Origin of the sequence: Mycobacterium sp. ACS4331 (genome assembly GCF_001667265.1) — a bacterium.
Classification (GTDB): domain Bacteria; phylum Actinomycetota; class Actinomycetes; order Mycobacteriales; family Mycobacteriaceae; genus Mycobacterium.
Genome location: NZ_LZHW01000072.1, coordinates 72,933 through 90,979 on the forward strand (window position 1 = coordinate 72,933; position 18,047 = coordinate 90,979).

The following is an 18,047-nucleotide window of genomic DNA, read 5'->3' on the forward strand; positions in this document are numbered from 1 at the left end:
GGAATTCCCGCTCGACGGCGGGGGTGCGTTACCGTTGCGTCCGTGTCCAAACCCGTGACGCAGCGTCCCAAGATCCCCGGTGTGGGCAGGCTCGGGCTCGTTGAGCGCACCGCCCCAGCCGACCTCGCGCGGCTGGGCTGGGACAACGAGGACCACATCGAACTGCTGTGGTCGCTGTCCCGGGCCGCCGATGCCGACGCCGCGCTGCGGGCCATGGTGCGCCTCGCCGACGCGCTGGAGTCCGGCTGGAGTGAACTGTCCGTCGCGTTGACCAAGGACAAGGCCCTGCGTGGTCGGCTGTTCGGTGTCCTGGGTGCCTCGCTGGCGCTCGGTGACCACCTCGTCGCCAACCCGCGTTCATGGCGCCTGCTTCAGGGGGCGCTCACCCTACCCCCCGTCGATGAACTGAAGGCGGCCTTCAGCCAACTCGTCACCGAAAACTCCGGCGCCACAGCCATTCCCGCATTGCGCGTGCACTACCGTGATCGGCTGCTCGTGCTCGCGGCGCTGGACCTCGCGCCCACCGTGGAGAACGAGCCCGTGCTGGCCTTCACGACGGTCGGCGCGCACCTGTCCGATCTCGCCGATGCGGCGCTGGCCTCGGCGCTGCAGTACGCCGTGCGCACGGTGTGTCACGCGGGCGACGAACCGCCCACGCTGGCGGTCATCGCGATGGGCAAGTGCGGCGCGCGGGAGCTGAACTATGTCAGCGACGTCGACGTCATCTTCGTCGGTGCCAACGCCGACTCCACCGAGACCCGGGTGGCCGGCGAGATGATGCGGATGGCCTCGGAGACGTTCTTCGAAGTCGACGCCGCGCTGCGCCCCGAGGGCAAACGCGGTCAGTTGGTGCGGACCCTGGATTCGCACGTCGCGTACTACCAGCGGTGGGCCAAGACGTGGGAGTTCCAGGCGCTGCTGAAGGCGCGGCCCGCCGCCGGTGACGCCGAACTCGGCAAGCAGTATGTCGAGGCGCTGATGCCGATGGTGTGGACGGCCAGCGAGCGCGAGGATTTCGTGGTCGACGTGCAGGCCATGCGCCGACGGGTCGAGGAACTCGTCCCCGCCGACGTGCGCGGCAGGGAGATCAAGCTCGGCACCGGCGGCCTGCGTGACGTCGAATTCGCCGTGCAGCTGCTGCAGTTGGTGCACGGACGCAACGACGAAGCCCTGCACGTCGCCTCGACCGTCGACGCACTGGCGGCGCTCGGGACGGCCGGCTACATCGGACGCGACGACGCGGCGAACATGACGGCGTCCTATGAGTTCCTGCGCCTGCTCGAGCACCGCCTGCAGTTACAGCGGCTCAAACGCACCCATATGCTGCCGCCGCCCGACGATGATGAGGCGCTGCGCTGGCTGGCCCGCGCCGCCCACATCCGGCCCGACGGTCAGCACGACGCACTCGGCGTGCTGCGCGAGGAGCTCAAGCGTCAGAGCGTGCGGGTCTCCCGCCTGCACGCGAAGCTGTTCTACCAGCCGCTGCTGGAGTCCACCGGGGTGGCGGTCGACTTCAGCGACGGCATGAGCGCCGAGGCCGCCGAACGCCAGCTCGCCGCGCTGGGCTACCAGGCGCCTGCCAGCGCGCTGACTCACCTTGCCGCACTGGCCAATACGGGCAGCCGCCGCGGACGCGTCCAGTCGGTGCTGCTGCCGACCCTGTTGGACTGGCTCTCGGACACACCCGACCCCGACGCGGGCCTGCTGCAGTACCGCAGGCTGTCGGAGGCCATGGCCGAACAGCGCTGGTATCTGGGCACTCTGCGCGACGAGAGCGCGGTGGCCAAACGTCTGATGCACGTGCTGGGCACCTCGGCCTACGTGCCGGATCTGTTGATGCGTGCGCCCGAGGTGATCCAGGCGTATGCCGATGGTCCCACCGGACCCAAGCTGCTCGACGTCGACCCCGACGGGGTGGCCCGCGCACTGGTGGCCGCCGCCGGCCGGCAGTCCGATCCCGTCAAGGCGATCGCATCGGCGCGCACGCTGCGCCGCCGGGAGCTGGCCCGCATCGCCTCGGCCGACCTGCTCGGCATGCTTGAGGTGCGCGATGTCTGCCACGCGCTGACCTCGGTGTGGGTCGCGGTGCTGCAGGCCGCGCTGGACGCGGTGATCCGGGCGAACACCCCTGAGGGCGGTACCGCGCCCGCCTCGATCGCCGTGATCGGGATGGGACGCCTCGGCGGCGGCGAACTCGGCTACGGATCCGACGCCGACGTGATGTTCGTGTGCGACCCGGCATCCGGCGTCGAGGACGCCAAAGCCGTCAAGTGGGCGATGCTGGTGGCCGAGCAGGTCCGCGCCCTGCTCGGGACGCCCAGCGCGGACCCGCCACTGGAGGTCGATGCGAATCTTCGGCCCGAGGGACGCAACGGACCCCTGGTGCGGACCCTGGCCTCCTATGAGGCGTACTACCGGCAGTGGGCACAGCCGTGGGAGATCCAGGCGCTGCTGCGCGCCCACCGGGTGGCCGGCGACCTGGAACTGGGCCACCGGTTCCTGCTGATGGTCGACGAGACCCGGTACCCGTCGGGCGGGGTGTCGGCTGAGGCGGTGCAGGAGATCCGCCGGATCAAGGCCCGTGTCGACGCCGAACGTCTGCCGCGCGGCGCCGATCCCAACACGCACACCAAACTCGGCCGCGGTGGCCTGGCCGACGTCGAGTGGACGGTGCAGCTGCTGCAGTTGCGCTTCGCGCACAAGATTCCCGCACTGCACAACACCTCGACGCTCGAGGCCCTCGACGCGATCGGTGCGGCCGAACTCATCGCCGAGGGCGACGTCGACCTGCTGCGCCAGGCCTGGCTGACCGCCACGCGGGCCCGCAACGCGCTGGTGCTGGTCAAGGGCAAACCCACCGATCAGCTGCCCGGCCCAGGACGGCTGCTCAACGCCGTGGCCGTCGCCGCCGGGTGGCCCGAAGACGACGGCGGGGCGTTCCTGGACAACTACCTGAGGGTGACGCGGCGCGCGAAGGCCGTCGTGCGCAAGGTGTTCGGAGGCTGACCGTGGGATTCGGCGGCTGACTCTGCTATGAAGCTTGAGTGCAGTTCAACTACGACCCGGTCGACGCCGACGAGGCCAATCGACAGCGGGCGATCTACGAGCCGTTCACCCAAGCCGTTCGGGAGCTGCTCGACGCCACGATCCGCACACAGGCGGGCCCCGACGACATCGCCGAGGCGACCCGCCTGATCCAGTCGGTCACGGCGGGCCTGCGGACCTCACAGATCGACGGGCCGTTCGGGATTCGGTTCACCACCGAGGGCGAGGGCATGTCATGGGGAAATCCCGTGATCGGCGTGCGCAACCCCATGGCGCCGCCGCTGGAGATCAAACGCGGCGAGGGACGCTGCTGGACGGACTTCGAGTTGGGCGCGGCCTATGAGGGGCCGCCCAACCATGTGCACGGCGGCATCTCGGCGCTGATCCTCGATCACATTCTCGGGGAGGCGGCCAGTGACGGCGGAAACCGCCCGCTGTTCACCGGGACGATCACGCTCAAGTATCTGCGCGGCACCCCGTTGGGAGCGCTGCGGTCCGAGGCCTGGGTCGAACGGGTGGAAGGTGTCAAAACCTATGCGCGCGGCTTCATCTCGGACGCCGACGGCCCGACGGTGGAGGCCGATGGCGTGTTCATCACCCCGGCGTGGGCCCGGGACCCGCAGTGAAGTTCTATGTCAGCACCGCGTTCCTGGACATGCGGGAGGCCGTCGAGATCGCCAGGGCCGCGGACGATCTCGGCTACGACGGGATCGCGATACCCGACCACGTCGTCAACCTCGAGACGCTGACGACGCCATACCCCTACACCAAGGACGGCCGACGCAGGTGGGAGTCGTTCACCGACTGGCCCGACCCGTGGGTGATGATCGGCGCGATCGCGCTGGCCACGTCGCGGCTGCAGTTCGTCACCACGGTCTATCTGCCCGCCATGCGCGATCCGTACTCGGCCGCGAAGGCGATCGGCACCGCGGCCTGTCTGGCCGAGGGTCGGCTGCAGCTCGGCGTCGGGGTGGGCTGGTGCCGTGAGGAGTTCGAACTGCTGGGTCAGCGGTTCGACCGCCGCGGCAGGCGGACCGACGAGATGCTGGAACTCATGAAGGAGCTCTGGGCGCCGGGCTGGACCGAGTTCTCGGGCGAGTTCTACACCACGCCCAAGCTGGAGATGGAGCCCAGCCCGCCGCCCATCCCGATCTATGTCGGCGGACTGTCGGACATCGCTCTGCGCCGCGCGGCTCGCCACGACGGCTGGATCGGTGATCTGATCAGCACCGATCAGGCTCTGGAGCGCGTGGCCAGGCTGCGCGATCTGCGGGCCGAGCAGGGCTTGACCATGGACGACTTCGCCGTGCTGACACCCCTGACCGACGCCTTCACCCCCGAGCACTACGCCCGAGCGGAGGCCGGTGGCATCACCGGCATCGTCACCCAGCCCTGGATGTTCTTCGTGGGGCCGCAGGCGAGCACCGCAGAGAAGATCGACGGCATGCGCCGATTCAGAGCGAACGCGCGATGATCTCCTTCATGACCTCGTTCGCGCCGGCGTAGATGCGCTGCACGCGGGCGTCCTCATACATCCTGGCGATCAGGTACTCCCGCATGTAGCCGTAGCCGCCGTGCAACTGCACGCAGCGGTCCACCACCTCACACTGCTTGTCGGTGAGCCAGTACTTGGCCATCGCGGCCTCGGTGCCGTCGAGTCTGCCGTCGAGATGCGACTGGACGCAGTGGTCCAGGAAGACTCGGGAGGTCCGCGCGATGGTCATGCACTCGGCGAGTTCGAAGGCCGTGTTCTGGAACTTGAACAGGTTGTGGCCGAAGGCCTCCCGGTCCTTGGTGTAGGCGACGGTCTCGTCGACCGCGCGCTCCATGCCACCGACGGCCTGGGCGCTGACGATCAGACGCTCCTGCGGCAGTTGGGCGATCATCTGGCCGAAACCCGCACCCTCGTCGGCGCCCAGCAGGTTTGTCACCGGAACCCTCACGTTGGTGAACGAGATCTCGGCGGTGTCGGCGCCGTGGATGCCGACCTTGTCGAGCACCCGGGTGACCTGGTAGCCGGGGGCGTCCCGGACGTCGACCAGGATCATCGAGATGCCGCGCGCGCCGGCCTTGGGGTCGGTCTTGGCCGCCAGCAGCACCAGGTCCGCGGAACTGCCGTTGGTGATGAACGTCTTGGAGCCGTTGAGCACGTACTCGTCACCGTCGCGGACCGCGGTGGCGCGGATGGCTTTGAGGTCGGATCCCGCGCCCGGCTCGGTCATGGCGATCGCGGACAGCACCTCACCGGTGGCCATCGGCGGCAGCCAGGTCTTCTTCTGCTGTTCGGTGCCGTAGGCCAGGATGTAGTGCGGCACGATGCCGCTGTGCACGCCGATGCCCAGCGACAGGTCGCCGGCGTAACCCTGGGCGTCGAACACCGCCAGGTCATGGGCGAATGTTCCCCCTCCGCCGCCGTATTCAGTGGGGATCGAACACAGCAGTAGGCCCAGCTTGCCGGCCTCGAGCCACACCGAACGGTCGATCCGGCGTTGGCTGTCCCATTTCTCGACGTGGGCGACGACCTCACGTTCGAAGAAGCCCTTGGCCAGATCGAAGAGCGCGGAGACCTCGTCGTCGTACCAGGACGGAACATGCTTGGCGACCATGCAGCCGAGGGTATTACCTGCGGGAGACCGCCCATGCGCCGGGACCGGTGAACACCAGAAGCAGCAGCGCGAAACAGAACAGGACCGCCGGCTCACCGCCGTTGTTGATGGGCCAGAAGTTCTCCGGGAAGTGCTGCCAGAAGTAGGCCACGGCCATCTGCCCCGAGCCGACGAACGCGGCCTCGCGGGTGAACAGGCCGATCGCGACGAGCACGCCGACGACGAGTTCGACGACTCCGGCCCACCAGTACGGCCAGACGAAGGTCTCCGCCGCCGTCCCGCCCGGCCAGCCGAACAGCTTGGCGGTGCCGTGGCAGGCGAAAAGCAGACCGATCACGATTCGGAAGATGCTCAGCATGGTCGCGGAATGGGAGGTGACGCGTTCGTCCAGTCTTGTGGCCATGCCACGACCGTAGGCAGCCGTGGTGTCGATCGCAGGCACGGTCTGGTCACAATTCGAGCAGCAGGGTGACCGGTCCGTCGTTGACCGACGCCACCTCCATGTGGGCTCCGAAGCTGCCGGTGGCCACCTTGGCGCCCAACCGCCGCAGCGCATCCGCGAAGGCATCCACCAACGGTTCGGCCACCGGCCCGGGCGCCGCGGCGTTCCACGACGGGCGGCGACCCTTGACGGTGTTGGCGTACAACGTGAACTGGCTGATCACCAGGACCGGCGCGCCGACGTCCGCCGCGCTGCGTTCGTCGTCGAGAATGCGCAACTGCCAGAGTTTTTCGGCCATCCTGGCGGCCTTCGCGGCGTCGTCGTCATGCGTGACGCCGACCAGGGCCAGCAGACCCTGTGTGGCGGGCCGGATTTCACCCACGACGGCGCCGTCGACCGTCACACTCGCCGCCGTCACCCGCTGCACCAGTACCCGCATGGAAGCCACGATATCCGGCGTCCAGATCGACATGGGGGTCGTGATCCGTGCGCCAGCGCAGCCCTGGTGTCGATCTCGCGGTATGAGAAAGGCCGGGCGGCGCAGTGCGCCACCCGGCCTCGTCGTGAACAGCCGACTTACACGTCGTAGTACAGCGCGAACTCGTACGGGTGAGGACGGATCTGCACCGGCATGATCTCGTTCTCCCGCTTGTAGGAGATCCACGTCTCGATCAGGTCCTCGGTGAACACGCCGCCCTCGGTGAGGTACTCGTGGTCCTCTTCGAGACGGTCGATCACCGCGGCCAGCGAGGTGGGCGCCTGCGGGATGTCGGCGGCCTCGTCCGGCGGCAGCTCGTAGAGGTCCTTGTCGACCGGGGCCAACGGCTCGATCTTGTTCTTGATGCCGTCGATGCCCGCCATCAACATGGCCGCGAACGCCAGGTACGGGTTGCCCGAGCTGTCGGGGCAGCGGAACTCGAGGCGCTTGGCCTTCGGGTTGTTGCCCGTGATCGGGATGCGGACACAGGCCGAACGGTTGCGCTGGCTGTAGACCAGGTTGATCGGCGCCTCATAGCCCGGCACCAGACGCTTGTAGGAGTTCACCGTCGGGTTGGTGAACGCCAGCAGCGACGGCGCGTGGTGCAGGATGCCGCCGATGTAGTGGCGCGCGAGGTCCGACAGGCCGGCGTAGCCCGACTCGTCGTGGAACAGCGGCTTGCCGTCCTTCCACAGCGACTGGTGGGCGTGCATACCCGAACCGTTGTCGCCGAACAGCGGCTTGGGCATGAAGGTGACGGTCTTGCCGTTGGCCCAGGCGGTGTTCTTGATGATGTATTTGAACAGCAGCACGTCGTCGGCCGCGTGCAGCAGCGTGTTGAACTTGTAGTTGATCTCAGCCTGCCCGGCGGTGCCCACCTCGTGGTGCCCGCGCTCGAGGGTGAAGCCGGCGTTGATCAGGTTGGTCGACATCTCGTCGCGCAGGTCGACGTAGTGGTCATACGGTGCGACGGGGAAGTAGCCGCCCTTGGGGCGCACCTTGTAGCCGCGGTTGGCGCTGCCGTCGGCCTCGAAGGGCTCACCGGTGTTCCACCAGCCCGACTCGGAGTCGATCTCGTAGAAGGTGCCGTTGATCTTCGAGTCGAAGGTCACCGAGTCGAAGATGTAGAACTCGGCCTCGGCACCGAAGTAGCAGGTGTCCGCGATGCCGGTGCTGGCCAGGTAGTTCTCGGCCTTGCGGGCCACGTTGCGCGGGTCACGCGAGTAGGCCTCACGGGTGAACGGGTCATGCACGAAGAAGTTCATGTTCAGCGTCTTGGCCGCGCGGAACGGGTCGATCCGGGCGGTCGCGGGATCCGGCAGAAGCATCATGTCGGATTCGTGAATCGACTGGAACCCGCGCACCGACGATCCGTCGAACGCCAGACCGTCCTCGAAGACGCTTTCGTCGAAAGCGGAGGCCGGAATCGAGAAGTGCTGGACCACACCCGGGAGATCGCAGAACCGAATGTCGACGTACTCGACGTTCTCGTCCTTGATCAGTTTGAAGATGTCGTCTTGGTTCGTTTCTGCCACTAGTACTCCTTCAGGCGCGTGTCTGGGCACGGTGTTCCCGTCCCGTGTTAACCCGCGCCTGACGCTAGGGAGCCGATGTTGCGTGGCAGTCAACCAAATGTTGCGCCGACGTTACGCAATGGCGCGAACCCTATGCTGAATGTCATGGCGCGCGAGATCTCCTCCTGGTTGTCCAGTCCGGCATCCGACTCCGGCGACGAGTATCCGGGCCAGCGCCTCGGGCTTCCCGAGGAGGGACCGGGGTCCATCGCGCGGTTCGGGCGGCGGCTCGGCGCGCTGCTCGTGGACTGGCTGATCAGCTACGGCCTGGCCGCTCTGGCCATGTCGTTCGGCCTCATCCCGCTGTCGACGCTGTCGACCGCGGTGCTGGTCATCTGGCTGATTCTCGGTGTGGTGTCGGTCCGGCTGTTCGGGTTCACCCCGGGTCAGCTGGTGCTGGGCCTCAAGGTCATCTCGGTCGACGGCCGGGTGGGCGTCGGCGTCGGCCGCGCGCTGGCCCGCGGCGTGCTGGTCGCCCTGGTCATCCCGGCGCTGTTCACCGACTCCGACATCCGCGGCCTGCAGGACCTGGCGACCAAGACCGCAGTCGTGCGACGTTAGACCTGATGCCGGATCTGGCCGTTCATCATCGTCATGGTGACCGTCGCGGCGTGGATCTCGAGCGGGTCGACCTCGAGGATGTTGCGGTCCAGCACGATCAGGTCGGCGAGTTTCCCGGCCTCGATCGACCCGACTCTGTCCTCGAGGCGCAGCTGGTGGGCCGCGCCCATCGTGTTGGCGTGGATCGCCTCCGCGACGGACAGGCGCTCGTCGGCCGGCTCGAGCACCGCGGCGTCCGGCTCACCGATCAGCTGACGGGTGACGCCGATCTGGATGGAGTCCAGCGGCTTGTACGTCGAGAAGTAGCCGGCGGCCGGCCAGTCGGTGCCCAGCGAGATGCGCCCGCCCGCCTTCAGGATGCGCTGAGGGCGGTACATCAGGCGGTTGCGGGGTGCGCCGTACCGTGCCGCGAGGTTCTGCATGGTGTCGGGGTCAGCCGACATCCAGTTCGCCGAGAACTGGGCGGTGACACCCAGTTCGGCGAACCGCTCGTTGTCGGGATCCTCGACGTAGACCAGGTGCGCGATGGTGTGCCTGCGGTCCCGCGGCGGATTCGCCGCGATGGCCCGCTCGATCGAGTCCAGCGCCGTGCGCACCGTCCGCTCGCCGCAGGCGTGCACGTGCACGTCGACACCGGCGGCGTCCACGGCCGCCACGAGCTGATGCCACTGATCGTCGGTGAACGGCGAGCCGCCCGTGGAGTCCGGCTTGTCGGCATAGGGCTCCAACAGCCAGGCGGTGTAGCCCTCCTGCGTCCCGTCGCCGATCACCTTGACGACGTTGACCTGCACGAGCTCGCCCGAGACGCGTCCGCGGATGTCCTCGAGCTTGGCCACCGCGTCATCGATCGGTGGTGACTTCACGCTGTAGGAGGCCACGACGCGGAACGGCAGCTCGCCCCGCCGTTCCACGTCGGCGTACAGCGCGAGCAGCGCACCCTGATCCTCGCCGATCGGTGGCACGCCCGCGTCGAACACGGTGGTGATGCCGGCGGCGCTGGCCTTGGGCAACCAGCCCTCCATGAGCGCGCCCATGGCCGCGGTGGAGATCGGTTCGACGGCGTTGACGACGCCCAGGACGGCGTTGACCTCGAGGACATATCCGGTCGGGTCACCGGACTGGTCGCGGGCGTAGTAGCTGAACTCGGGGATCGGGTCCGGGGTGTTCCGGTCGACGCCGGCCATCTCCAGCGCACGGGAGTTGGCCCACAGGCTGTGTCCGTCGATCGCGAAGAAGAACGCCGGGCGATCGGGGACGATGCGATCCAGTTCGGCCCGGTTGGGTCCCTCGGGCCCGAACATGTCGACGCGCCAGCCGAAACCCCGGATCGGGCCGTCGGGGTGGTCCTTCGCGTAGGTCTCGATGACCTTCAGCGCGTCGGCCAGGGTCGGCACCTGCAGGTCGACGCCGGAGGTCAGGAAAGCGCCCAGGAAGGGGTGGGTGTGGCCCTCGACGAAACCGGGCATCAGCAGACGGCCCTGGAGGTCGACGACTTTCGTCGCCGGCCCGGCCAGTGCCATCGCACCGGCCTCATCGCCGACGTAGGTGATGGTGTTGCCCGTGACGGCCACCGCCTCGGCCCAGGGTGTGTCGGGGGAGACCGTGTACACCGGGCCGTTGCGGAAGACGAAGTCAGCGTCGCCGCCGCTGCCGCCGCCGGTCGGTGCCGGATCCGGACCGTCCTGGGGCGAGCATGCACTGGCCAGCACCGCCGCCGTCGTCACCGCGGCGGTCGTCACCGCGGTGCGCAGAACCGTGCGGCGCGACATGCGCTGCCCGAACGCCGCGAAATGTGGTGCCCATTCGCACGCGGTGCACATCTGGCCTCCTCAAGCCAGTGAGTGCACCGGCTGTCGTCATCGCCTCCGGACGGTGCGACCGACGCCGCGCATCTTGGCCTGCGGGGGCAGCGGGCCCTTGGGCAGTGCGCCCGGACCGACCTTGGTGCCCAACGCGACCAGCTTGGACTCCAGGGAGTCCATCTGCTTGACCGAGATGTTGGCGGGGAGCCTGGTCAGGTGCCGCTCCAGCTTCGACAGCGGAACCTCACCCTCACCGTTGCCGATCACGATGTCATAGATCGGAACATCGCCGACAAGGCGCGCCGTGCGCTTCTTCTCCTGCGCCAGCAGCGGTTTGATCCGGTTCGGTGCTCCTTCGCCGACGAAGATCACACCGGGGCGGCCGATCACGCGGTGCACCGCGTCGAAGTTTCCGGTGGCGGCCACACCTGGGGTGACCCGCCACTTGCCGCGCAGATTGTCCAGCGCCCACGCGGCCGCACCGGTCTGCCCCTCGGCCTTCTTGTACACCGACTTCTGCGCGCGCCTGCCGAAGATGATGAAGGCGACGAGCGCGCCCAGCACCACACCGAGCGGGATCAGCAGGAACATGGTGAAACCGCCGGCCCAGATGCCGACGGCCACGGACACGCCCACGATCAGCACGAACGCCAAGATCATGTAGGGCAGAAGCCGCTTGTCCTCTTTGCGCTGCATCTGAAAGGCCTGCCACAACTGCGTGCGGCGCTGCTTGGACGCAGCCTTGCGGGCGGCCTTCGCCTCAGCCTTGAGAGCCTTGGTTTCGGCGGGGGTCCGGGATTTCGCCATGCAGTAAGGATAGGCGCAGGGAGCAGCGCCGCGACCACGACCCTTTCTAGGAGCCTGCGCCCGTGCGCGCCTGGATCGCCTGGTTGTACAACCGCCCGGCCCGGTAGGAGGACCGCACCAATGGGCCGGCCAGCACCCCTGCGAATCCGATCCCCTCGGCGAAGGCCGCGTGCTCGACGAACTCCTCGGGCTTGACCCAGCGCTCCACCGGATGGTGCCGGGCCGAGGGCCTCAGGTACTGCGTGATGGTGATCAGGTCGCAGCCCGCGTCGTGGAGGTCGTGCAGCGCCGTGCGGACCTCCTCGCTGGTCTCACCGAGACCGAGGATCAGGTTGGACTTGGTCACCAGCCCGTAGTCGCGTGCGGCGGTCAGCACATCGAGGCTGCGCTGGTAGCGGAACGCGGGACGGATCCGCTTGAAGATCCGCGGCACGGTTTCGACGTTGTGCGCGAACACCTCTGGGCGTGATTCGAAGACCTGCTCGAGAAGATCGGGGTCGCCGTTGAAATCCGGGGCGAGCAGCTCGACACCCGTGCCGGGGTTGAGTCGCTTGATGTAGCGCACGGTCTCGGCGTAGAGCCATGCGCCGCCGTCGGGCAGATCGTCGCGCGCCACACCCGTGACCGTGGAATAGCGCAGGCCCATCGCCTGCACGCTCTCGGCCACGCGGCGGGGCTCGTCACGGTCGAGCTCGGCGGGCTTGCCGGTGTCGATCTGGCAGAAGTCGCAGCGCCGGGTGCACTGCTCGCCGCCGATGAGGAACGTGGCCTCGCGGTCCTCCCAGCATTCGTAGATGTTGGGGCAGCCGGCCTCCTCGCACACCGTGTGCAGGCCTTCGCGCTTCACCAGCGACTTGAGCTCGGTGTACTCCGGACCCATCTTGGCCCGCGTCTTGATCCACGGCGGCTTGCGCTCGATGGGGGTCTGCGCGTTGCGGACCTCCAGGCGCAGCAGCTTACGGTTGCCGGGGTCGACGGTCACACCGATGATGCTACGTGAGCCGAGACGGGCAGGCGTCCATCGAGCGCGTCGCACACCGCGTCGGTCACGCGGTCTCGCACCTCGGCGACTGTGACGCGACGGCCGAGTTCGGCGGTCAGCGACGTCACCCCCGCATCGGAGATGCCGCACGGCACGATCGCACCGAACGCGTTGAGGTCGCAGTCGCAGTTGAGTGCGAACCCGTGCAGCGTGACCGCGCGGGACACCCGGATGCCGATGGCCGCGATCTTGCGGGCTGGGCGTCGACGGTCGGCGGGCAGCCAGACACCGGAGCGTCCGTCCACGCGCCCCGCGTCGAGGCCCAGCGACGAGCACACGCTGATCAACGACTCCTCGAGGCGGCGAACGAAATTCACCACATCGAGCGGTTCGGTCAGGCCGACGATGGGGTAGCCGACCAGCTGGCCGGGGCCGTGCCAGGTGATCTTGCCGCCGCGGTCGGTGTCGATCACCGGTGTGCCGTCGACGGGACGTTCGTGCGGTTCGGTGCGCTTGCCCGCGGTGTAGACGGCGGGGTGTTCGAGCAGCAGCAGCGTGTCCGGGCCGCCCGCCACGCGCGCGTCGACGAGGTCACGCTGCATCTGCCAGGCGGCCTGGTAGTCGATGCTGCCCAGATCCCGGACTTCGACCGGGGTGTCGGCTGACCTGATCGACGGCGTCATGGCTGCGACGCTACTCGCTGCCGGGCCGGTTGAGCGCATACGTCAGCGCCTCGCCGATCGTGCGGTGGCGGAACTCGAACCCGGCGCCCTCGAGCACTGCCGGGATGGCCCGTTGCCCCGCCAGCAGGCCCTCGTCGGCGAAGTCGCCGAGCGCGATCCGGGCCGCGAACCCCGGCACCAGCAGGGGAGTGGGACGGTGCAGCGCACGTCCCAGCGCCGTGGTGAACTCCGCGTTGGTGACGGGCGCCGGCCCGGTCAGGTTGACCGGGCCCGACACGTCACCGGTGAGCGCGAACAGCAGTGCGCGCACCTCGTCCTCGAGGGTGATCCACGGCATGTACTGCTTCCCGTTGCCCAGGCGCGCCCCCAGTCCAAGCGAGAACAGCGGCCGCAGCTTGGCCAACAGACCGCCCTTCGGCGCGAGCACCAGGCCGGTGCGCGCGAGCACCACCCGGGCGCCGGCGTCGGCTGCGGGCGTGGTGGCCGCTTCCCAGTCCACGCACAGTCGAGCCAGGAAACCTGCTCCGGGAGAAGCGGTTTCGTCCACCTGCCGGCCGCGGGTGTCACCGTAGAACCCGACCGCGCTGGCATTGACGAGCGTCGGAACGCCCGTGGTGGCGACGGCGGTGGCCAACACCTCCGTGGGCTCGATGCGGCTGTCGCGCAGGCTCTGCTTGAACGACCCGGACCAGCGTCCTCCGCCGACGTTCACCCCGCACAGGTTGACCACCGCGTCGACGCCCGCCAGGTCGGCGGGATCCAGGTCGCCGGTGCCGGGGTTCCAGTACCGCTCGTCGGGGCTCGACGGCGTGCGCCGAACCAACCGCCGCACCTGGTGTCCGGCCGCCGTCAGCGCCGCCGTCAGCGCCGAGCCGATCAGGCCCGACGACCCGGCGATCGCAACGGTGGTCACGCCGCCGTCAGCCACCGGGTCACAACCCCAGGTCGGCCTCGAACGCGCCCTCCTCGAGCCGCTTCTTGACGGTGGTCAGGAAGCGGCCGGCGTCGGCGCCGTCGATGAGGCGGTGGTCGTAGGTCAGCGGCAGATAGCAGATCGACCGGACGCCGATCGACTCGTTTCCGGTGTCGTCGACGACCACTCGGGGGCGCTTGACGATCGCGCCGGTGCCCAGCATGGCCGCCTGCGGCGGAACCAGGATCGGGGTGTCGAACAGCGCGCCCTGGCTGCCGATGTTGGTGATCGTGAAGGTGCCGCCGGACAGTTCGTCGGGCTTGAGGTTGCCCGAGCGGGCGCGGTCGGCGATGTCATGGATCGCGCGCGCCAGACCGGCCAGCGACAGGTCCCCGGCGTTGTGCACGACGGGGGACAGCAGGCCCTGCTCGGTGTCAACGGCGAAGCCGAGGTGCTCGGCGTCGTAGTAGGTGATCTCCTTGCTCTCCTCGTTGTAGCTCGCGTTGATGTTCGGATGCGCCTTCAGCGCATCGATCACCGCGCGGGCGATGAAGGGCAGGTAGGTCAGATTGACGCCCTCGCGCTCGGCGAAACTGGCCTTGGCTCTGGCCCGCAGCGCCACGATGCGGGTCATGTCGACCTCGTGCGTCTGCGTCAACTGTGCGGTGGCCTGCAACGACTCTCGCGTCTTCTTGGCCGTGATCTGCCGAATCCGGTTGGCCTTCTGCGTGGTTCCGCGCAGGTGTGCCAGCGGGCTCTCGGCCTGGCTCGCGGCTGGCGCGGGGGTGCTCGCCGCCGCGGCGGGCGCCGCCGCGGGTGCCGGTGCCTTCTTGGCCTCGGCCGCGGCCAGCACGTCCTGCTTGCGGATGCGGCCGCCGACGCCCGTGCCCTTCACCGACGCCAGGTCGACGTTGTTCTCGGTCGCGAGCTTGCGCACCAGCGGGGTGACGTACGGGCTTGCGTCCGAGGAGGACTCGGCCGCGGGAGCAGACGCCGGTTCCGGCTTGGGTTCGGGTTTCGGTTCCGGCTTGGGCTCGGGCTTGGGCTCCGGCTTGGACTCGGCGGCCGGTGTGGGTTCGGGTTTGGGTTCCGGCTTGGGCTCCGGCTTCGGTTCGGGTTTGGGCTCGGGCTTGGGTTCCGGCTTGGCCTCGGCCGCCGCGCCTGCGTCGCCGATCTTGCCCAGTTCGCCACCGACGGCGACGGTGTCGTCCTCCTCGGCGGTGATGGACAACAGCGTTCCCGCAACCGGGGACGGGATCTCGGTGTCGACCTTGTCGGTGGAGACCTCGACGAGCGGTTCGTCGACCTCGACGGACTCGCCGACCTTCTTGAGCCAGCGCGTCACGGTGCCCTCGGTGACGGATTCGCCCAGTTCGGGCATCACGACCGAGGTGCCCTCACCGCCGCCCGGGGACTGCGCAGGCGCCGCCTCGGGCTCAGTCTCCGTCTCCTGCTCGGCGGCGGCCTCGGGCTCGGGCTCCGGTTCGGCCTCGGGCTCCGGTTCGGCCGCCGGCTCGGGCTGGGCGTCGGACGTGTCGGACTCGCCCGCGTCACCGATCACCGCGAGTTCGCCACCGATCTCGACCGTGTCGTCCTCCTGCGCGACGATCTTGGTCAGGACACCCGCGGCGGGAGACGGAATCTCGGTGTCGACCTTGTCGGTCGACACCTCAAGCAGGGGCTCGTCGACTTCGACCGTGTCGCCCTCCTGCTTGAGCCAGCGGGTCACTGTCCCCTCGGTCACGCTCTCACCGAGTGCAGGCATCTGTACGGACACGGCCATGTCTGTTGACTCCTCGAAGATCATTCGTACGGGTCGAACTCTGGCTTACCACAGCCTCGTGAGCGGAGTCGGCAAGCCAGATGGATTGTTCCCCGATCATCCTGTCACTGCGAGGCCTTCGCCACGAACCCGGGTGATCAGTGAGCTCTGGCACTATCGAGCCATGGGCTGGTTCGACAGATTCCGCGGCGGTGGCCGGGGGTCAGCGGGTGACCTGTTGTACATGCGGGACTGGGTCGCGCAGCACGTCGGCGTCGAGGCCTTCGTGGAGCCCAAGACCACCGTCACCGACGTCACCGTCGTCCTGGTGGCGCACGACGGTGAGTGGACCCGGCGACGGGTCGGCGGGGAGGCGGGTGCGCGCCGACTGTCCGCCCAGTTGCAGATCCCGGTGTACGACGTGCAGAAAGTCGGGTATCCGCAGCGCATGCGCGACTTCGACGCCCGCAGGCGCATTGAGCGCAAGAGGGCGCTGCGGGAAGAACTCGAAGGATGAGCCGGCCCGGGTCTTGACAACCCGGTACCGCCGGTATGAGGTACCTGCATGGGTGATGTGCGCTGGGTCGAGACCGGTGACGGCGTTCGGATCGCGACGTATGAGGAGGGCAACCTGGACGGGCCGCCCCTGGTGCTCGCGCACGGTTGGCCCGATTCGCATGTCCTCTGGGACGGCGCCGTGCCGCTGCTGGCCGACCGGTTCCGCATCATCCGCTACGACAACCGCGGCGCGGGCGCGTCCAGCGTGCCCAAGCCGGTGCGGGCCTACACCATGGAGCGCTTCGCCGACGACTTCGCGGCCGTCGTCGCCGAACTGAGCCCCGACGAACCCGTGCACGTGCTGGCGCACGACTGGGGCTCGGTCGCCGTCTGGGAGTACCTGAGCCGGCCCGGCGCCTCCGACCGCATCGCGTCGTTCACCTCCGTCGCCGGCCCGAGCACCGACCACTACGGCGCGTTCATCCGCTCCGAACTTGCCCGGCCGCACCGGCCGATCCGGTTCGCGCGGGCCGTCGGCCTCCTGGGCCGGATGACGTACTGGTACCCGTTCTCGATTCCCGGGCTCACCCCGCTCGCCATGCGGCGCGGCCTGGCCCGCCGACTGCAGAACCGGGACACCCCCGGCGGCACCAAGTTTCGCGGTGAGACCTTCGACGCCGATGCGGCGAACTCACTGAAGATCTACCGCGCCATCGCCTTCCGCAATCCCGCGAGGGGGCGCCGCGACCACTACGTCACCGTCCCGGTGCAGGTTGTCTGCGGTGACCGCGATCCCGTGGTGCGCGCATATGGTTTCAGCGAGCAGGCCACGTGGGCACCACGGCTGTGGCTGCGCACCCTCAAGGCCGGGCACTGGTCGCCCTTCTCGCACCCGCACGCGCTGGCGCAGATGGTGCATGAACTGGTCGACCACCTCGAGGGCGGGCCCGCCGCACGGGCACTGCTGCGCGCCGAGGTCGGCCCGGCGCGCAGCGGCTTCGCGCACACCCTGGTGTCGGTCACCGGTGCGGGCAGCGGCATCGGTCGGGCCACCGCGCTCGCGTTCGCCGCGGAGGGGGCCGAGGTCGTGGTCAGCGACATCGACGAGAGTGCTGCAAAGCAGACCGCCAAGACCATCGTGAGCCGCGGTGGCACCGCTCATGCCTACGCCCTCGATGTGGCCGATGTCGACGCGGTCGCCCGATTCGCCGATGACGTCTGCGCGGCCCACGGGGTGCCCGACGTCGTCGTCAACAACGCAGGCGTCGGTCAGACGGGAGCCTTCCCGGACACCCCGGGCCACGAGTGGGACCGCGTGCTCGACATCAACCTCGGCGGCGTGGTCAACGGGTGCCGTGCGTTCGCGGCCAGAATGGCGCAACGCGGCACCAGCGGGCACATCGTCAACGTCGCGTCGATGGCCGCCTACGCGCCCCTGCAGTCGATGAACGCCTACTGCACCTCCAAGGCGGCGGTGTACATGTTCTCCGACTGCCTGCGTGCCGAACTGAGCGCAGCGGGCATCGGCGTCACCACGATCTGTCCCGGCGTTGTCGACACCGACATCGTCCGCACCACGCGATTCCACCTGGCATCCGGAGTGGCCCCCGAAACCGCCGACCGCGCCCGGGCTCAGGCCCAGCGGGTCTTCCGCCAGCGCCGGTACGGACCCGAGAAGGTGGCATCGGCGATCCTGGCAGCGGTCAAGGCCGACAAGGCTGTTCGCCCCGTCACCCCGGAATCCTATGCGGTGTACGGGCTTTCCCGGGTGCTGCCGTCGGTGTTGCGCAGGGCCGCCCGCGCGGACACGTTCTAGCTGTGATGTCCAGGGACGTTGTCCGGTTTGGTATCGGTGAGCCTGTGTGACAGGTGAAGGCCTCCGGTTGTGAAGTGG

At 68.7% G+C, this 18,047-nt stretch carries 16 protein-coding genes; 6 read left to right on the forward strand and 10 right to left on the reverse strand.

Features of this window, described 5'->3' with window-relative positions:
* Positions 1 to 42 precede the first annotated feature (42 nt).
* The 3 genes from A5727_RS16690 to A5727_RS16700 are packed head-to-tail and all read left to right on the forward strand — an operon-like array spanning position 43 to position 4,519.
* Complete coding sequence (locus A5727_RS16690) at positions 43 to 3,006, forward strand: bifunctional [glutamine synthetase] adenylyltransferase/[glutamine synthetase]-adenylyl-L-tyrosine phosphorylase (protein ID WP_068251667.1); 2,964 nt, start codon at positions 43 to 45, stop codon at positions 3,004 to 3,006.
* Between the two features lie 38 nt (positions 3,007 to 3,044).
* A complete protein-coding gene (locus tag A5727_RS16695; protein WP_068251669.1) occupies positions 3,045 to 3,671 on the forward strand; it encodes a PaaI family thioesterase in 627 nt (208 codons plus the stop codon).
* Positions 3,668 to 4,519 (forward strand): TIGR03619 family F420-dependent LLM class oxidoreductase, encoded by an 852-nt coding sequence (locus A5727_RS16700; RefSeq protein WP_068251736.1) that lies wholly within the window; start codon positions 3,668 to 3,670, stop codon positions 4,517 to 4,519. The genes A5727_RS16695 and A5727_RS16700 overlap by 4 nt, the downstream gene beginning before the upstream one ends.
* Here A5727_RS16700 and A5727_RS16705 read toward each other — a convergent pair.
* The 4 genes from A5727_RS16705 to glnA form a co-directional block, all read right to left on the reverse strand.
* Positions 4,500 to 5,651 (reverse strand): acyl-CoA dehydrogenase family protein, encoded by a 1,152-nt coding sequence (locus A5727_RS16705; RefSeq protein WP_068251672.1) that lies wholly within the window; start codon positions 5,649 to 5,651, stop codon positions 4,500 to 4,502. The two genes, A5727_RS16700 and A5727_RS16705, sit on opposite strands and share 20 nt — an antisense overlap.
* 13 nt (positions 5,652 to 5,664) lie before the next feature.
* A complete protein-coding gene (locus A5727_RS16710) occupies positions 5,665 to 6,054 on the reverse strand; it encodes a DoxX family protein (RefSeq protein ID WP_068251739.1) in 390 nt (129 codons plus the stop codon).
* Positions 6,055 to 6,100: 46 nt separating this feature from the next.
* Positions 6,101 to 6,532 (reverse strand): D-aminoacyl-tRNA deacylase, encoded by a 432-nt coding sequence (dtd, locus tag A5727_RS16715; RefSeq protein ID WP_068251676.1) that lies wholly within the window; start codon positions 6,530 to 6,532, stop codon positions 6,101 to 6,103.
* A 137-nt stretch (positions 6,533 to 6,669) separates the two neighbouring features.
* A complete protein-coding gene (gene glnA / locus A5727_RS16720; protein WP_068251679.1) occupies positions 6,670 to 8,106 on the reverse strand; it encodes a type I glutamate--ammonia ligase in 1,437 nt (478 codons plus the stop codon).
* Positions 8,107 to 8,250: 144 nt separating this feature from the next.
* On the opposite strand from glnA, the gene A5727_RS16725 reads away from it, so the two are divergent.
* Positions 8,251 to 8,706, forward strand: coding sequence for an RDD family protein (locus A5727_RS16725; RefSeq protein ID WP_068251742.1), 456 nt, complete (start codon positions 8,251 to 8,253; stop codon positions 8,704 to 8,706).
* On the opposite strand, the gene A5727_RS16730 is transcribed toward A5727_RS16725, so the two are convergent.
* From A5727_RS16730 to sucB, 6 genes are read right to left on the reverse strand one after another with little or no spacing between them, the layout of a single operon-like run.
* Positions 8,703 to 10,526, reverse strand: coding sequence for an amidohydrolase (locus A5727_RS16730; RefSeq protein WP_082949847.1), 1,824 nt, complete (start codon positions 10,524 to 10,526; stop codon positions 8,703 to 8,705). The two genes, A5727_RS16725 and A5727_RS16730, sit on opposite strands and share 4 nt — an antisense overlap.
* A gap of 36 nt (positions 10,527 to 10,562) precedes the next feature.
* Positions 10,563 to 11,315, reverse strand: coding sequence for a DUF4191 domain-containing protein (locus A5727_RS16735; protein WP_068251682.1), 753 nt, complete (start codon positions 11,313 to 11,315; stop codon positions 10,563 to 10,565).
* Positions 11,316 to 11,361: 46 nt separating this feature from the next.
* Positions 11,362 to 12,297 (reverse strand): lipoyl synthase, encoded by a 936-nt coding sequence (gene lipA, locus A5727_RS16740; protein WP_068251685.1) that lies wholly within the window; start codon positions 12,295 to 12,297, stop codon positions 11,362 to 11,364.
* Positions 12,294 to 12,980, reverse strand: coding sequence for a lipoyl(octanoyl) transferase LipB (gene lipB / locus A5727_RS16745; protein WP_068251688.1), 687 nt, complete (start codon positions 12,978 to 12,980; stop codon positions 12,294 to 12,296). The genes lipA and lipB overlap by 4 nt, the downstream gene beginning before the upstream one ends.
* 10 nt (positions 12,981 to 12,990) lie before the next feature.
* Positions 12,991 to 13,893, reverse strand: coding sequence for a TIGR01777 family oxidoreductase (locus A5727_RS16750; RefSeq protein ID WP_231992111.1), 903 nt, complete (start codon positions 13,891 to 13,893; stop codon positions 12,991 to 12,993).
* 19 nt (positions 13,894 to 13,912) lie between these two features.
* On the reverse strand, positions 13,913 to 15,676 hold the full coding sequence (gene sucB, locus A5727_RS16755) for a 2-oxoglutarate dehydrogenase, E2 component, dihydrolipoamide succinyltransferase (RefSeq protein WP_068251748.1): 1,764 nt from the start codon (positions 15,674 to 15,676) through the stop codon (positions 13,913 to 13,915).
* A 163-nt stretch (positions 15,677 to 15,839) separates the two neighbouring features.
* On the opposite strand from sucB, the gene A5727_RS16760 reads away from it, so the two are divergent.
* Both A5727_RS16760 and A5727_RS16765 read left to right on the forward strand, forming a co-directional pair.
* Positions 15,840 to 16,172: an oxidoreductase gene (locus A5727_RS16760; protein ID WP_068251751.1), complete on the forward strand. Its 333-nt coding sequence runs from the start codon at positions 15,840 to 15,842 to the stop codon at positions 16,170 to 16,172.
* Positions 16,173 to 16,220: 48 nt separating this feature from the next.
* Entirely contained in the window at positions 16,221 to 17,969 is a 1,749-nt protein-coding gene (locus A5727_RS16765) for an SDR family oxidoreductase (RefSeq protein ID WP_068251696.1), read from the forward strand.
* Positions 17,970 to 18,047: the final 78 nt, after the last annotated feature.